Origin of the sequence: Candidatus Centipeda massiliensis, from assembly GCF_900290285.1 — a bacterium.
Classification (GTDB): Bacteria; Bacillota; Negativicutes; order Selenomonadales; family Selenomonadaceae; genus Centipeda; species Centipeda massiliensis.
The window spans coordinates 581,845-595,952 of record NZ_LT985754.1 but is presented as its reverse complement, the minus strand read 5'-3'; the positions used below and the strand labels follow the sequence as shown (position 1 = coordinate 595,952).

The 14,108-nt window shown below is 57.8% G+C and carries 16 protein-coding genes; all 16 read right to left on the bottom strand.

What is annotated here, in order from left to right:
• Window positions 1-272: 272 nt before the first annotated feature.
• Window positions 273-1,601 carry a flagellin N-terminal helical domain-containing protein gene (locus tag C8273_RS02860; RefSeq protein WP_106626306.1) on the bottom strand — a complete coding sequence of 443 codons (1,329 nt, stop codon included), beginning with the start codon at window positions 1,599-1,601 and terminating at the stop codon, window positions 273-275.
• A gap of 269 nt (window positions 1,602-1,870) precedes the next feature.
• Window positions 1,871-2,215, bottom strand: coding sequence for a flagellar protein FliT (locus tag C8273_RS02855; RefSeq protein ID WP_106626305.1), 345 nt, complete (start codon window positions 2,213-2,215; stop codon window positions 1,871-1,873).
• A complete protein-coding gene (gene fliS, locus C8273_RS02850) occupies window positions 2,205-2,621 on the bottom strand; it encodes a flagellar export chaperone FliS (RefSeq protein ID WP_106626304.1) in 417 nt (138 codons plus the stop codon). Before fliS ends, C8273_RS02855 begins: the two co-directional genes overlap by 11 nt.
• A 19-nt stretch (window positions 2,622-2,640) precedes the next feature.
• Window positions 2,641-4,278: a flagellar filament capping protein FliD gene (fliD, locus tag C8273_RS02845; protein ID WP_106626303.1), complete on the bottom strand. Its 1,638-nt coding sequence runs from the start codon at window positions 4,276-4,278 to the stop codon at window positions 2,641-2,643.
• A 21-nt stretch (window positions 4,279-4,299) separates the two neighbouring features.
• Window positions 4,300-4,728, bottom strand: a complete 429-nt coding sequence (locus tag C8273_RS02840) for a flagellar protein FlaG (protein WP_106626302.1) — start codon at window positions 4,726-4,728, stop codon at window positions 4,300-4,302.
• A gap of 80 nt (window positions 4,729-4,808) precedes the next feature.
• A complete protein-coding gene (gene csrA, locus C8273_RS02835) occupies window positions 4,809-5,030 on the bottom strand; it encodes a carbon storage regulator CsrA (protein WP_106626301.1) in 222 nt (73 codons plus the stop codon).
• On the bottom strand, window positions 5,030-5,476 hold the full coding sequence (gene fliW / locus C8273_RS02830) for a flagellar assembly protein FliW (RefSeq protein ID WP_106626300.1): 447 nt from the start codon (window positions 5,474-5,476) through the stop codon (window positions 5,030-5,032). The genes csrA and fliW overlap by 1 nt, the downstream gene beginning before the upstream one ends.
• 12 nt (window positions 5,477-5,488) lie before the next feature.
• Window positions 5,489-6,073, bottom strand: coding sequence for a DUF6470 family protein (locus C8273_RS02825; RefSeq protein ID WP_106626299.1), 585 nt, complete (start codon window positions 6,071-6,073; stop codon window positions 5,489-5,491).
• Window positions 6,074-6,115: 42 nt separating this feature from the next.
• A complete protein-coding gene (gene flgL / locus C8273_RS02820; protein WP_106626298.1) occupies window positions 6,116-7,450 on the bottom strand; it encodes a flagellar hook-associated protein FlgL in 1,335 nt (444 codons plus the stop codon).
• Between the two features lie 11 nt (window positions 7,451-7,461).
• Window positions 7,462-9,210 (bottom strand): flagellar hook-associated protein FlgK, encoded by a 1,749-nt coding sequence (gene flgK / locus C8273_RS02815; RefSeq protein WP_106626297.1) that lies wholly within the window; start codon window positions 9,208-9,210, stop codon window positions 7,462-7,464.
• Between the two features lie 18 nt (window positions 9,211-9,228).
• Window positions 9,229-9,720 carry a hypothetical protein gene (locus C8273_RS02810; protein ID WP_106626296.1) on the bottom strand — a complete coding sequence of 164 codons (492 nt, stop codon included), beginning with the start codon at window positions 9,718-9,720 and terminating at the stop codon, window positions 9,229-9,231.
• Window positions 9,721-9,726: 6 nt separating this feature from the next.
• The gene (locus tag C8273_RS02805) at window positions 9,727-10,215 is read right to left on the bottom strand and encodes a flagellar protein FlgN (RefSeq protein WP_106626295.1); all 489 of its coding nucleotides are present in this window, start codon (window positions 10,213-10,215) and stop codon (window positions 9,727-9,729) included.
• A gap of 12 nt (window positions 10,216-10,227) precedes the next feature.
• Window positions 10,228-10,509: a flagellar biosynthesis anti-sigma factor FlgM gene (locus tag C8273_RS02800; protein WP_106626294.1), complete on the bottom strand. Its 282-nt coding sequence runs from the start codon at window positions 10,507-10,509 to the stop codon at window positions 10,228-10,230.
• A gap of 118 nt (window positions 10,510-10,627) precedes the next feature.
• Window positions 10,628-11,047, bottom strand: coding sequence for a flagellar protein (locus C8273_RS02795; protein WP_106626293.1), 420 nt, complete (start codon window positions 11,045-11,047; stop codon window positions 10,628-10,630).
• A gap of 130 nt (window positions 11,048-11,177) precedes the next feature.
• Window positions 11,178-13,289: a heavy metal translocating P-type ATPase gene (locus C8273_RS02790; protein WP_106626292.1), complete on the bottom strand. Its 2,112-nt coding sequence runs from the start codon at window positions 13,287-13,289 to the stop codon at window positions 11,178-11,180.
• The gene (locus tag C8273_RS02785; protein ID WP_407695400.1) at window positions 13,286-13,960 is read right to left on the bottom strand and encodes an HMA2 domain-containing protein; all 675 of its coding nucleotides are present in this window, start codon (window positions 13,958-13,960) and stop codon (window positions 13,286-13,288) included. Before C8273_RS02785 ends, C8273_RS02790 begins: the two co-directional genes overlap by 4 nt.
• Window positions 13,961-14,108: the final 148 nt, after the last annotated feature.

Genomic DNA, 14,108 nt, shown 5'->3' with positions numbered 1-14,108 from the left:
CAGGACTTTCTAAGGAATCACTGATAAATTCAGCACCATCATCTTGACGCATCTTTTTTGCCCGCACTTCGGCGGAAAATCCTCCACAGAGCACCACTCTGCGTCCGGTTTTCCGCCTTGTTCGGACGAAAAAATCTACGCCAATCTGACGGACTTCATTTTATCAGTGATTCCCTAAACCATTATACGCGATTACAGGGTTTTTCGCAAAGAAAAAGAACCCCTCCCCGAAGGGAGAGGTTCTCGTGTTCCGTAAGTAATCGATGTCCGAATTACTGGAGGAGCGAGAGGACAGCGGAGCTGTTCTGGTTCGCCTGCGCGAGCATGGACTGCGCAGCCTGGAGCAGCACGTTGTTCTTCGTGTAGTTCGTCATCTCCTTCGCCATATCCGCATCGCGAATCGTGGACTCGGAGTTCTGAACGTTCTCGGATGCCGTCGTGAGGTTGGAGCTCGTGTAGTTCAGGCGGCTCTGGATTGCACCGATGTTCGCCTGCTCGTCAAGAGCCTTCTGGAGAGCCGTATCGAGCGTGTTGATCGCAGCGTTTGCCTTATCCTGCGTCTGAACGCTGAGAACCGTGCCATCCGTGCCCTTGAGACCGAGTGCAAGCGAGCGCATATCCGTCATGCTGACCTTAATCGCCTGGTTTGCCTTAACGCCCGTCTGGAGAACAAGTGCGTTGTCCTCGGACTTGTTCTCTGCGCGGATGCGCTCACCAAATGCATCGAGCGCCGTATTCGCCGTCTTGCGAACCGCACCCGTGTTGTCCGTGATCGAGAGCGTGAACGAGGAGATCTGATAGGTCGTGCCTGTCCCCTTTGCCTCGATCGAGAGCGCCGTCTTGTTATCTGCCGTGTAGACGCTGTTGCCTGCCTTGTCATAGCCGATCAGAGCAGCATTCGATGTAGCCCCCATGAGCGTCGAACCAACAAGCCCCTCAGAGCCATTGTACGCGGTCTTGGAAAGAATGTCAGTCAGCGTGTTCGTGCTGCCAACCTGGAACGTCGTCGTGTAGGTCTTGCCCTGGCGAACGTAGGAAACCGTGATGTTATCCGTCGACTGGATGTTGAGGCTCTCGTTCGTACGGCTCTGAAGCTGAGTCAGACCCGAGCCCCAGCCGTTTGCCGTGCTGAGTGCCGTGTTCGTGAGCGTCGTGCACGTTGCAGCGCCTTTCGCATTGCGCGAACCATCGACGAGGTACTTGCCATTGTACGTTGCAAGTGCGTTGTCGTCGATCTGGTCAACCATCTGGTTGATCTCTTTCTGGATCGTGCGGCGATCGTCGTCCGTGTTCGTGTCGTTCGCTGCGTTGATCGCCTTCTCCTTCAGGGTCTTAAGGATCTCGACCGTGCTGGAGACAGCGCCCTCAGCGGTACGCATCATGCTGTTGCCGTTCTGCGTGTTCTGGTTGTCCTGATCGAGCGAACGGATCTGGACGCGCATACGCTCAGAGATCGCATAGCCGGAAGCATCGTCGCCGGCGCTGTTGATCTTCATGCCCGAGGAGACCTTCTGAAGGCTCTTCGCAAGTGCCGACTGGTTCTTGTTCAGGATGTTGAGCGTGTTGACCGCCGACATGTTGTTCTTGACTACCATTGCCATGTGTAAATTCCTCCCTGGTGTGGTTCCGGATTTCCCGGAAATTGAATTGTATGTGCGGACATCCGTGCCCGCTGTATAATAGGCAAGTGACGCGTCTATCCTGATTGGCTGCTAGCTAGCCCTCCATGGCAGCCGCCCCGCTTGCTTATTATCGCCTTACATAATGTATATCGTCACGATGACGACATACTTAAGTAATTGACTGGAAATATTTTACTTTTTTTTCCGCCGTTTGTCAAGGCTTACCTGTACGCATGTGACACAGCACCTCAGTACCGCCGATTGAGATGGCTGCCAAGCGGATTCGCTCCCGTGAGGTCATAGCTGTGCACAGCGGCGTTCTGACGGCGCGAACGGTTCAGCCATGCGCGCGCCTTGTACTGAATCTGCATCTCAAGCGGACGCAGCTCCGCCTCAAGCGACGCCCACTCCGCATCCTGTCGATAGGGATCCGATGGGAGATCCTTCAGCATTGTGACGACGTGCTCGCGCTGATCGACGAGTTCCAGAAACGTATCGATCTCATCCGCATCGACGAATTTCAGGAGTTCATGGGTGAGGACGCGGTACTTCTCCCAGAGTGTCCGTGCCGCCTCATAGGACTCATCCGGCATAGACGCCGCTCCCTTCCATGCCCTGCGCCCCCTTCTCCTCGCGCGCCTTCTTCATCGCCTGTGCCCACGCATCGCGGAGTTCCGTCATAATGTCGGTGGCCTCCTGAATGATCGCGGGGTCGCTCTTCATATTGCCCTCGACTAGGCGGTCGTAAGCGTAGTTGTAAAGGGGCATGAGCTGATGGGAGATCTCATAGTCCATATTGAGCGTGATGCGGAACTCCGAGATGATGTTCTGCGCCTTCTGAAGCGAGATATTCGATGCCTCGTAGTTTTTCTCCGCGAGCTGTTCCACGCCCTCCTTGATGAACTTGAGGCAGCCGTTATAGAGCATCAGCGTCAGCGCCTCGGGCGTTGCCGTCATCACCTGCTGCTTCTTATATGCCTCCGCAGCGCTGTTTACCATTATAGGGTTCCCCCTTGCATCATTGTCCGTTAAAGAAGTTGAACTGCGTCGAGAGACGCGAGATCGCCTCCTCCATCGCATTGTACTTCTTGTAGAGCTTGCTTTCGAACGAGGACATGAGCTGCTTGAAGTCGCTCATCTGCTTCTCATAGTTCTGGATGAGCTTACCCAGCTCGCTGAGATCCGTCTTGTCCGCCGCGACACCGGAGTGACGTTCGAGTTCCTTGAGGCGGCCGCCGATCTTGTTGTAAATGCGGGAGGCGACACCGTTGTTGCCGTAGTCGTCGTTCTCATCATCGTAGGAGATGAGGCGGTTCACGGCATCCGGCTCTGCCGCGATGGCGGCCTTGAGTTTGTTCTCGTCCAGCTGCAGATGTCCCGACTGATTCTTTGCCGTGATGCCGATGGACGAGAGCGTCGAGTAACGTCCCGGCACAGACTGCACGCGGTTGATGACCGCATCGCGCAGGTCACCAATGATGGAGCGGACATAGTTGTCGCGATAGAGGAGTCCCTCCTTCGCCTTCGCGTTCCACTTCTCGACCTGATCCTTCGTCATGCCCTCTTCCTGCGACTTCGTGAGCACACCATAGTCCTTGTGACCTTTGTTGTTGTACATTTTGTTGAGCTCATCCAGCAGATTGTTGTACTCCTCAACAAATTTCTTGACGTTCTCGACGAGCTTGTCCTGATCCTGCGCAACGTCAATCTGCGCCGCAGTCGTGGTCGCCTTCTTGAACGTGTAGGTGACGCCGTTCACCTCAAGCTTGTTGTCCTGCAGGTTGCTGTAGGTACGGCCATCGATCTTGACAGTCGCGTTTGACCCCTGTGTTTCGAGGGAATCCGTCGTTCCGCTCGTGGTATACGTGAGGGGAGGGCTGATCGTACCGCCGCTGACCGCGCCGAGCTTCAGGTTATTCAGCAGGGTCTTCGTGTCGTTCGCCGTGGGATCTGTCGTCTCGACCGAGAGCTTGATCTTGTTCGCATCGCCCGTCTTGCTGTTGAAGAGGGAGAACCCATCCGACACTGTGTCATAGTTTGCACGGATATCGAGCGAGGTTTTCTTCCCGCTCCCGTCCGTGAAGCGCGCATTGTTGATGCGGTTCGCGAGATCGTTGAGCGTAAGATTCTTGGTGAAGACCTCCTCCGCCGTGAACGACACCTCGGTACTGCCCGTCCCATTCGAGATCTTGAACTTGAGCGCAGTGTCCCCGTCTGCCATGCCGACCGGCTTCGTGCCGCTTGCGAACGCAATATCCTTGAGCATGGTGCTCGTCGAAGCGCTGGTATGGGCGCGATTCACATGCTGCCCCGTTGCCGTCATCAAGTAGGCATTCGATGCCGCCTGCGTGACCTCGACGGTGTGGGACATGACGCCCGCATTCGCGTTTGCCGTTGCCGTCACAGCATCCGCACTGGAGCTTGTCGTCGTCATCGGCTTGGTCATCGCACTCAGACGATAGTCCGACATGCGGCTTTTGAACGTATTGGTCTTGTCGTAGACGTTCGCGTACGCTTCTTTGCGCCACTCCGTCTCGACTTCCTTTTTATAAATGCGGTCGTATTTTTTCTGCTGCGAGATCATCCCGACCTTGACCAGCGACTCGACATCGAGTCCCGAGCCGGAAAGCCCGTAGATTCCTTTTGCTCCTGCCATAATTTCCTCCTTCGTCCCGCCTTATGCCGTCTTGTCCAAAAACGCGCCGATCCAGTCATGCACCTTGATCATGTGCTCCACCATCGACTCGGGCGGGATCTCGCGCAGAACTTCTCCCGTCTTCTTGTCGAGCATCCGCACGGACATGACATTGACCTCTTTGTGGTATTGGAACTGCAGGTCAACATTGATATTGCGCATAATGTCGTTGAGTTGCTCTGTGATGAACGATGTCTGCTCCTCGGAGAGGGGCTCGTGCGGGGACTGCGCCCCCTGCGCTTCGCTCTCCTGCTCCGTGGCGGCATCCGCCGCCGCAGCATCCTGCACGGGCGCTTGCCCCATCGTCTGAGCCGACTTCTCTGGCACATTTGCCTCAGGCACGTCCGTGCCCTTCATTCCGCTGACGGCAACTGCCGCCAACATGACATCCTGAACATTTTTTACGGTCATAAGACACCCCTCCATGTGTCATGGGAAACGCATCCGACGTTCCCGTTCGGTTCTTCCTTGATGATCCTGAGCGATGCGTTTCACCCCTTGGGCAATGCGCTGAGATCAACATGTGCAGTCGCTGCCGCCGCCTTTTGATTCTCCTCCTGGATCGCCCGATAGATCTCACCGCGGTAGATCTTGACGTGACGCGGTGCATCGATCGCGATGCGCACGTTATCGCCCTGAACCTCCACGATATTGACGGTGACATTGTCGCCGATCATGATCTGCTGCCTTGGTTTGCGTGTGAGTACAAGCATTACCTGTCCTCCTTCTCTGCGGAGAACAGGCGGTGCTTCGTCGTGTACGCACTCCGCTCAAGTACAATCTGCTTGGCCTTGCGCGTCGTGGTATTGATGACGATGGGTGCCATGAGGTTCGCCGTAAGATCGCGGATCTCCGTTCCCGAGAGGGTGAGGATTGTGTAGATCAGCACCTCGTCGGGCGAGGTGAGTCCCAGCTCTGCCTCGACCTCATCGTCAATGGTAAATTCGTAGTCCGGAAAGAACGTGAGCGGCATCGTCATCAAAAAGGCGAGTTCCGGCGTCTTGACAGACTGCAGAAAGACGTACGGACTGTCCTCCTCGTATGGAATGATGATAAACTCCCGTTCCTCCTCAAAAGCAGGAATCCCCGCCGCAAAGTGGATAATGGACTCCTCTGCCGCCTCAATTTCGCCGAAGCGGCTCGTCATAATCTTCTTCATCAAAGGCTCCTATTATGCACGTATATCATATTTTCCTTCGCTGACCCAGCTATGAATGTCGCCCTTCTGCTGCAGATAGGTCTCGATGCTGCCGGGCTTGTACGTAATGCGCGCTTTTCCCTCCGTATGCCAGTCCGGCGTCGTCCTTGCGGGCACCGGCGCACCGTGCGTCTGCCCCGGATCGACCGTGATGGTCGGCTCCGGAATATGCGCGGCGACAAGCGTTCTGAGCCGCGTGACACGATTCTCCATATCACGCTTAGCAAACTCAATGCCGACCTGTCGCCCCTGCTTCGGTCCGTCCTCGGCAAGCGCCCACGCCATCTGCGTGTGCTTCGAGGTTCCCTTCTGCACCTCGGACATGCCACGCTCGAGGTTTTCGCGCGCAAAATCCGTATGATTTGTATAGCCGTAACTGTGGCGGCTCGGGTAGCTGTCAATCGAGACTTTCGGCTGCGTCATACCACGCCCAGCATGAGCCTGCTGCGTCTGCTGTTCGTAGCGTGGCTGGACGATGCTGGCATCGACCGTGTTGCGCTGTATCCGAAGGCCGATCATCGGCAAGGTATGGCGCGTATTGAGATAAAGCATGGGCATAAGGGCATCCTTTCCCGTTATGAAATCACCACAGGCAGTCGATCAGCGCAGGTAGTCCACAAGCGAGAGCGGCAGAATACGTGACCCCATCGCGAGTGACATGCTCATGATTGTCTGCTGCTGCATCATCTTCATCGCGAGTTCCGCAACATCCGTGCCTGAGACATCCGTGATATCGCGCGTGATGTTCTCCTGATGATTCGTGAGCACGTCCTTCATATCCGTGTAGAGTCGCGACCGCGCGCCCGTTTCCGTATGTGCCTGCAGCGTCACCTGATTTGCAACATCGGCAAGCGACACACCGTCGGAACTGAGCCAGTGGGCATCGCACGCCTGTGTCTTCGCGTGGACGGTCAACATGTTGTTCAGCATTGCCGTACCCGACGGCTCATTACCGGAGTTCTTGTCATCGAAGAGGTCACGGCCGAACACATCCGCCCCCGTCTTGTTGACCGTATCCGCCGTGGGTTCGGTCGAGCCGTTCTGCTTGACCATCGAGATGTAGCGGAAATCGCCGCTGTAGGTGACGATCTGCTGGCGCACAGTGGAAAATTTCAATGTCGTGCCGTTTGCCGATGCCGTCCATCCGGGGTTTTTCACCTCGCCGGTATTCTTGAAATTGTTTTTGATGAAGTTGGGACCCACACCGCCATTCCCGACGGATGTTGTCTCACCGGCGGCGATTGCCTCTGCCTCGGTCTTGTACCCCTTCGCAATTAGATCCTTGTAGCCTTCCTGCACGAATTCCTTCGTGTAGATCTTACCGTTCAAGGTGTTCATATAATAGGTATTGCCATCAGTGCCATCAAGTGAGAGCATTTGGTGCAGGAAATCCGCACTGTTGTTGTTGCTCACATCGTTGAAAAAGTTCGCCTGACGGTCATCGAGCGTCTTTGCCACACCACGGTACTTCGGGTCATTGGGACTCGATATGGAAAAGGGCTGCTTGAGATCGGCCTGTCCGCCAAAGATATAGCGATCACCAAGCTGGGTATTGCCGAGGGAGACAATCTGCTCGACCCCCGCCTTCATCTCGCGTGCAATCGCAGGCCAGTCACCGCCCTTTTCATCCTTATCGTCGTTTGCCGCCTGGATTGTCTTCGCCTTAAAGGTCTTTTGAATGTCCTCCATCGCGGAAAGCGAACTCTCCGTGGAGTTCATCCACGAAACACCCGCCTTGACGCTGTCCTGATAGCGGTTGTTCTCCCCCTCGGAGACATTGTAGCGCAAATAGCGCGAGTAGCCGACAGAATCATCGGAAGGGCGGTGGAGCTTGCTGCCGTCGCCCTGCTCCATGAGCCGCGTCTTCGTATAGTCAAGCGCGTTCAGATCCCGCTGATAGCGCTGTACGGAATAATTGCTGCTGATGCGTATCATTCTGTCACCCCTTACCTTCCGACCATGCCCGTGCCGTTGATCAGCTTATCGAGCATCTCATCCATCGACGTGAGCACGCGCGAGCATGCACCGTAGCCCGTCTGGAACTTGAGCATATTCGTCAGCTCCTCGTTCCAGTCAACGCCCGATGTCGACTGCCGCCACTGTTCGATCTGCGTCATGAGGTCATCCTGCTGCTTGAGCGTCTTGTCGATGTTCTCGGCGTCTGCACCAAGCTGACTCATCATGCCGTTGTAGTACTGATTGATCGAGATCTTGCTGACGGCACGCTCCGTACCGCGCGGGTTCATCGACCCCTTCGGGTTCGTCGCAGTCATCTCATCGATGTTGAAGAGCTTGCTCAGCTCGACCGCCATCGTGCCGTCGCCCGTGCCGTTGACCCAACTGTCTTCATAGGTGTACTGCGACGAGGTAGTACCGACGAATGTCGGTGTGACCTTCGCGCCGCTCGTGTTCGTAATCTGCCGCGCGGCGACGAGATTCTGTCCGCCCGGAGCGGTCAGCTCCTCACTGATTTGAAGTGCATTGATGATCTGCATGGAGCGCAGCCGATCCTCTGGTGTCGCACTCGCCGCCGCTGTCGACACGGTCGTCTGCGCGGGCGGACCTGCCGTGTGCGTGCGTGTCACAGTCGCGCCCACCGCCTGCACATAGCGTTCGTCCGTCGACGGGTCAACGTGCCATGTGTACTGCATCTGGTCGTAGGTCGTCCCCGTTGCGGACTTGAACTTGTTCTTTCCGAAGAAGTTCATCCAGCCCTTCGACTCCTTGTCAATGCCGACGCCGAGTTTGTGCACATCGTTGAACGTCGTGAGCAATGTCGCAGAGATGTCTGCGAGCTGGTCGATATGCCCCTTGTCCTGCACAATCGTATCGGAAAGCGCCTTCAGGATGCCGCTCTGCGGCACATAGCCGATGCCGCCCGCCTCCACCACGCGGATGGAGAAATCGGAGACGCCGTACTGCAGATTGTTCATCGGTTCGCTCAGTTCAAGCGTCAGCGAATGCTCGCGCTGCACGAGCGACATACCGTTGGAAACGACGGTGTACTGACCGTTCGCCTCCTCGTATACATTGACGTTCGTAATCTCGGAGAGCTTATCCACAAGAAGATCACGCTGGTCGCGCAGATCGTTCGCCTTGCCGCCGTTGGTCTCCGCAAGCATGATGTTCTTATTAAGACGTGCGATCTCCTTCGTGAGATTGTTGAGCTTGCCGAGCTGGATCCCTGTCTCCTCATACTGCGCCGAAATCTGATCCTGCAGCTGCTTCGCCGCCGTCTTGATGCGGTCAACGAGATTGTTCCCCTTCGCGATCACCGACGTGCGCGAAGCGGCATCGCTCGCGTAGTCGGAGAGGTTGACCCATGCGGAGTAGAACTGCTGCATGGCATTCAGAATGCCCGTCTTCTTCGAGTCATTGAAGATCGTCTCCACCTTGTCGTAGTTGGTCTTGTAGGTCTTGTAGAGATTCTGTGACGAATTCTCCGACCAATACTGCTTGTCCGCATAGACATTGCGCGCACGATTCAGCGCCACGACATCGACGCCCCCGCCGACGTAGACATTGCCGTACAGCGCAGCACGCTCCTGATAGTTCGTCGCCGCCGAGTCCACACGCTGACGCGAGTAGCCCTCCGTAGAGGCATTCGTGATATTGTGTCCCGTGGTGTCGAGCGAGAGCTGATTGTTCTGGATGCCCCGCACCATTGTATTGAGTCCCGCAAATGTTGACCGCATAGATCCCTCACTCTTTCCCTATACATCCGCATCAAACATCGCTATTTCACGGCGTATGCCCGCATTCGGGCCTGCTACCGGCTGTGATTTGCCGTATGTATCATCAGCAACTGTACCGGAGATGACGTTGAGCTGATAGCTGACAAATGCCGCGCTTGCATTCAGCAATTCCGTGCAACTCTGCATCCGTTCGCGCAGTTCACGTTGGCGTGCCGTAACGGCGCGCAGGACGCGCTCCACGGCAAACCGCTCCGTCAGGTTCGGTTCGCGGGCAATGATCTCTGTGAGACTCGTGCCCTGCATCGTTTCCAAAAGCGCATCCTGTCGGCGCGTAAGCGCGCCCACCTCACGCAGGCTGTGTTCCAGTGCCGCCGTAGGATTCGTCAGCCCACCGCCGGAGGCACTCTGGCAAAGGGCATTCCGAAGCGCAGCAAAGCGAAGCACTGCCTCCTCACAGGCAGCAAGCTGCGCTTTCAGGAGCACGAGTGCCTCGCGCGTTTCATTCGTCATCGCCCTTCACGCCCTATAGTCCAGATTCTTTTTGAGGTGCCGCACCTGCTCGCCGCCCGTGCTGCCATAGACAGGATCGACGACCGCGCCGCCGATCTTGCCGAGCTGCCGATTCACCGCGATGAGTGCTGCCTCTATGAGAAGCGCATTCGCATCGCTGCGCTCCTTCGTCTCCTTGACAAGGAGGCTCAGCCTGCGGCTCGACGCGCGCACGCTGCGATGAACGGCATCGGTCGGCGCGAGGAGGGCGAGTTCCTCCATGCTGGTGTCGGCCGTCACCCCTGGGGTTTCCTTTGCGATCTGTGCCAGCTGGGCAAGGCGCTGTTTTTCGAGTTCCTGTACCGCCTTTGCCAGAAATTCCTCTTCGGCGGTCAGCTTTTCCAGTGCCGCCATATCGAGTCCAACGAGAACACCGCGCTTCTTCTCCTGAAGCGCGTTGATTTTCTCATACTGCCGATACAGTTCCGCCAAGGTTTCCGTGAACGCATTCCACATGACCTGCCCCTGTTAGTAACGCATCGCAAGCATCTTCATGGCGATGTCCGAGGAGGCGGGGGCGTAGTCCCCCTTCTCTGCACGCGCCCGCAGCGCATCCACACGCTCCGCACGCACATCATCCAATCCCTGCAGCTTCTGCAAAATATCACCGAAACGCTGTGCCTCGCCGGAGAGTTCAAGCGCATCCGGGCGCTGCACTGCGGACGGCGCATCCACGCGGCGCACTCCGCTCGGCTGGCTGCCCGCATAGAGTCGGCTCACTGCCGCAACGGTATGATTGCTGATCAACATATTCTTCACCACCTACGATTTTGCTCCGAAAAGAGGTCGGAGTCCTTTCACATTCTTTATCGAAAAAAAGAAGCGCGTACTTAAGAAAATTTTCCCAAGTACGCGCCCGTGTTATGTTCTATTTGTCGTTCAAGGTCACGTAGCCGCGGCGTCCCGCCCCAGCGTCCGTACCAGAGCCTTTCCCCGCGCCGCCCTTCTTGGCAATCGCAGCGGTCAGCTCGTCACGCATATCCTTCTGACACTTCTCACAGTACTGCCCCTTCTGAATGGGCGAACCGCATTTCTCACACGGGTAGTAAAGTTCAACCCCTGTCGAAACGAAGCGCCCCTCACGGATCATACGGCGGATCACTGGCTCCTGTACGCCCGTCGCCTCGACGATCTCGCCGATCTTGCTCTTCGGATGGTCGCGCACGTAGTCGACGATGGACTTCTCCCACTGCTCTTCCTTCGCACGGCAATCCATGCAAATACGCGCATTGTTGATCGAAACAAATACCTTCCCGCAGCTTGAGCAGTTCTTCATCTTTCCTGCCATTGATCAAACACTCCTCTCAAATAGCGGATCGGTAGATGCATGATCCGACACTATCTCCTCATTCCCCCGTATTTTACAACAGGACGCGGGAAAAATCAATAGTTCTGCGCAGACGCATCGGCACACGTCTTCAGCGCGGCTGGCGCCGCACAAAGAGTCCATCCTCCGGCGTCAGGATACGGCAGCTGTTGAGCACCACACCGAGCGTCGCCGTATTGTGGATCGCCGCCGCCGCGAGCGGGCTGATTGCCCCCAGCGCACCGAGCAGCATCGCCGACGAGTTGATGAGCAGCGTCGCCTTGAAATTCTGGTGCACGAGGTGCATTGTCCGCTGTCCGATCCGCAGTGCATCCACAAGCCGTGTCGGATCCTCCGCATGAATCGTCACCGCCGAGGACTCCGCGGCAATGTCCGTCTGCCGTCCGCCGAGTGAGACGCCGACATCGGCAAATGCGAGCGCAGGCGCATCGTTGATGCCATCGCCGACCATCATAACCGTACCACGCTGCTTGAGCTGGTTGACGTAGCGCGACTTGTCCTCGGGCAGGATCTCCGCATGATAGGAGTCCACATCCATCTCCCGCGCCACATCTGCCGCGACCGCCTTCGCATCACCCGTGAGCATGACAATCTCATCCACGCCGCAGCGGCGCAGCTGGTTCAAGGTCTTCTTCATCTTCGGACGGATCGGATCCTCGATCCCGATAATGCCGATGAGCTTCGTGTCACGCGCCACATAGAGCAGATTCTTGCCCTGTACCGCAGCGATCAGATCCTCCTCGTCTGTGACCCCGCTTTCCTTCAGGAAACGGCGGCTGCCGACGCGCACCGTACCGCCCGAATACCCTTCAAAGTCCGGCACCTCGGCGAGCATACCACGCGCCACGATGGTCTTCGACGAGCGGTGCTGCGGCGTTTTCCACGCCTGCTCCTCCACGTATTTTTGAATCGCCACGGCAAGCGGATGCACAGAATGTTCCTCCGCCGATGCCGCGAGGAGAATCACTTCCTTCTCCGCAACATTCGCCGCCGTACGGATGAACGTGATCTCCGGCACGCCGACGGTCAGCGTCCCCGTCTTGTCCAGCACCACCGTATCTGTACGGGCAAGCGCCTCGATATAGTTGCCGCCCTTGACGAGAATGCCGCGCTTGGCAGCGGCTGCGATGGATGCCGACATCGCCGTCGCAGTCGAGAGTTTGAGTCCACAGGAGAAATCAATGAAGAGCAGGTTCAGCACCCGCCCCCAGTCGCGCGTCGCACCGTAGACAATCGCAGCGCCCAGGAAGGACACAGGCACGAGATAGTTTGCCATCTGATCGGCAAAATTCTGCACGGGCGCACGGCGCATCTGTGCCTCCTCGACCAGGTGGACAATGTGTGCGAGCGAGGTATCGCCGCCCACCTTTTCCACCGCGACGACGAGTTCGCCTGCCTCGACCACACTGCCCGCATAGACTGGCGCGCCCTCGTGCTTCATCGCGGGCGCGGATTCACCGGTAATCGATGCCTGTGTCACCGCCGCATCGCCGCGCAGCACACGCCCGTCAATCGCAATCTTCTCGCCTGCGTGTACGGCAATCGTATCACCGGGGCGAACCTCCTCCACGGGCACCTTGCGCTCGACCTCGCCGTCCGGCGTCATTTCAACCAGCCAGACATCGCGCTGTCCGAGCGAGAGGAGTCCCGAGATGTGCGTGCGTGCCTTCTCTGCCGCATAGCTCGTCAGCATCTCCGCACCGTTGCTGAGTGCGAGCAGCATGAGGCTCGACTCGGGCTTGCCCGCAAGCACGGAGGCAATCACCGCCGTCGTTGTCAGCGTGTCTGCATTCGGCTGACGATCCTTGATCAGACCGCCGATTCCCGTCTTGATGAAATTGCGCGAGATGCCCAGAACAAGCAGTGAGCGCAGCACCGTCATTGAGGCAAAGAGTTCGGGCGCCCCGCGCTTCAGCAGCTCCATCGCTGCAAAACTCGCGAGTGAGATCACGGCATCACGCCGGAACTCCGCCATCTGCTCCGTCGGCGTCACCGCCTTGTCCGCGTTCTCCCGCACGGCACGCTCTGCCGCCGCAAGAATGCGCGGCACGGGGATTGCCCCCTCGTGCCAGAGATCGACGTGAGACTCACTCGCGGATGCTGCCGTCACAGCGGGGAAACGGCGCATCCGCGCAGCAAGGCGCATGGCATCCACACGTGGAAGCTGTCCGCGCAGACGAATGCGTGTATGGATCAGTTTCATACCTTCCACCCTCTCATGAGCGTCAGTGCCCACCACAGCATCTGCGAGCCGGACGGCGTGTTGTTCGTCAGGACGAGCTGACGAATCCCGCGCAGGACGAAAATGCCCGCAACGACTGAACTCAGGTCGAGCGCACCGCCCGTATGCCGCTGGATCCAGCCACTGAAATCATGCACCGAACGGCGCACGCTCTGCGCAAGCGTCGCAGGCGGCGGCGCAGTGCGCCCCTCTGAAAAAATCGCTTGCAGCCCCTCTGCAAGCACAACGATATGCGCCTCATCCTCCGGCAGATACGTGAGCAGAATGCTGCCCGAAACAGCATTTGCACGCACCGACAGCACGAACGGGAGACGTGCAAGGCACTCCTCAAGCACCGCTGCAAACTCCTTCGTCAGATACGGCGTCCGATAGCGGCGACGCCCCGGAGAGGCATGAACGCAGGTAAAGGGCGGCTCCGTCGTCGCCTTTGCCTGCGGCTGGAGAGGAGCAGACGCAGATGCCTCCTCCTGAGCGGACTGCCTTCCCATCCGTCCGCCGCCCCCACCTGATGAAAAGGGCTGTGCCCCCCCGGCGCGTCCCATCGTGCTGAACAGACTTGTGAGCGGGGACGAGGCGCCCCCACGGCCGCCGCCAAGCAGCCCCGTTGACAGGAGAGAAGCACCGCCCCCCATCCGTCCGCCGCCAAGAAGCCCCGTGAGCGCCGCTCCCCCGAGTGCAAGTCCGCCGGCGGCAGAGGAAAAGCCGGACGCAGAACGGCCGCGTCCACCGCCCGCTCCCTGCACGGAGGATTCATTTGTATGACTGTCTGCAGAGCCAAGT

What these genes read in the sequence shown, in the direction of transcription:
- C8273_RS02860 (WP_106626306.1), bottom strand. Translation starts at nt 1,601, where the DNA reads ATGGCAATGGTAGTCAAGAACAACATGTCGGCGGTCAACACGCTCAAC.
- C8273_RS02855 (WP_106626305.1), bottom strand. Translation starts at nt 2,215, where the DNA reads ATGCCGGATGAGTCCTATGAGGCGGCACGGACACTCTGGGAGAAGTAC.
- fliS (WP_106626304.1), bottom strand. Translation starts at nt 2,621, where the DNA reads ATGGTAAACAGCGCTGCGGAGGCATATAAGAAGCAGCAGGTGATGACG.
- fliD (WP_106626303.1), bottom strand. Translation starts at nt 4,278, where the DNA reads ATGGCAGGAGCAAAAGGAATCTACGGGCTTTCCGGCTCGGGACTCGAT.
- C8273_RS02840 (WP_106626302.1), bottom strand. Translation starts at nt 4,728, where the DNA reads ATGACCGTAAAAAATGTTCAGGATGTCATGTTGGCGGCAGTTGCCGTC.
- csrA (WP_106626301.1), bottom strand. Translation starts at nt 5,030, where the DNA reads ATGCTTGTACTCACACGCAAACCAAGGCAGCAGATCATGATCGGCGAC.
- fliW (WP_106626300.1), bottom strand. Translation starts at nt 5,476, where the DNA reads ATGAAGAAGATTATGACGAGCCGCTTCGGCGAAATTGAGGCGGCAGAG.
- C8273_RS02825 (WP_106626299.1), bottom strand. Translation starts at nt 6,073, where the DNA reads ATGCCCATGCTTTATCTCAATACGCGCCATACCTTGCCGATGATCGGC.
- flgL (WP_106626298.1), bottom strand. Translation starts at nt 7,450, where the DNA reads ATGATACGCATCAGCAGCAATTATTCCGTACAGCGCTATCAGCGGGAT.
- flgK (WP_106626297.1), bottom strand. Translation starts at nt 9,210, where the DNA reads ATGCGGTCAACATTTGCGGGACTCAATACAATGGTGCGGGGCATCCAG.
- C8273_RS02810 (WP_106626296.1), bottom strand. Translation starts at nt 9,720, where the DNA reads ATGACGAATGAAACGCGCGAGGCACTCGTGCTCCTGAAAGCGCAGCTT.
- C8273_RS02805 (WP_106626295.1), bottom strand. Translation starts at nt 10,215, where the DNA reads ATGTGGAATGCGTTCACGGAAACCTTGGCGGAACTGTATCGGCAGTAT.
- C8273_RS02800 (WP_106626294.1), bottom strand. Translation starts at nt 10,509, where the DNA reads ATGTTGATCAGCAATCATACCGTTGCGGCAGTGAGCCGACTCTATGCG.
- C8273_RS02795 (WP_106626293.1), bottom strand. Translation starts at nt 11,047, where the DNA reads ATGGCAGGAAAGATGAAGAACTGCTCAAGCTGCGGGAAGGTATTTGTT.
- C8273_RS02790 (WP_106626292.1), bottom strand. Translation starts at nt 13,289, where the DNA reads ATGAAACTGATCCATACACGCATTCGTCTGCGCGGACAGCTTCCACGT.
- C8273_RS02785 (WP_407695400.1), bottom strand. Translation starts at nt 13,960, where the DNA reads ATGGGGGGCGGTGCTTCTCTCCTGTCAACGGGGCTGCTTGGCGGCGGC.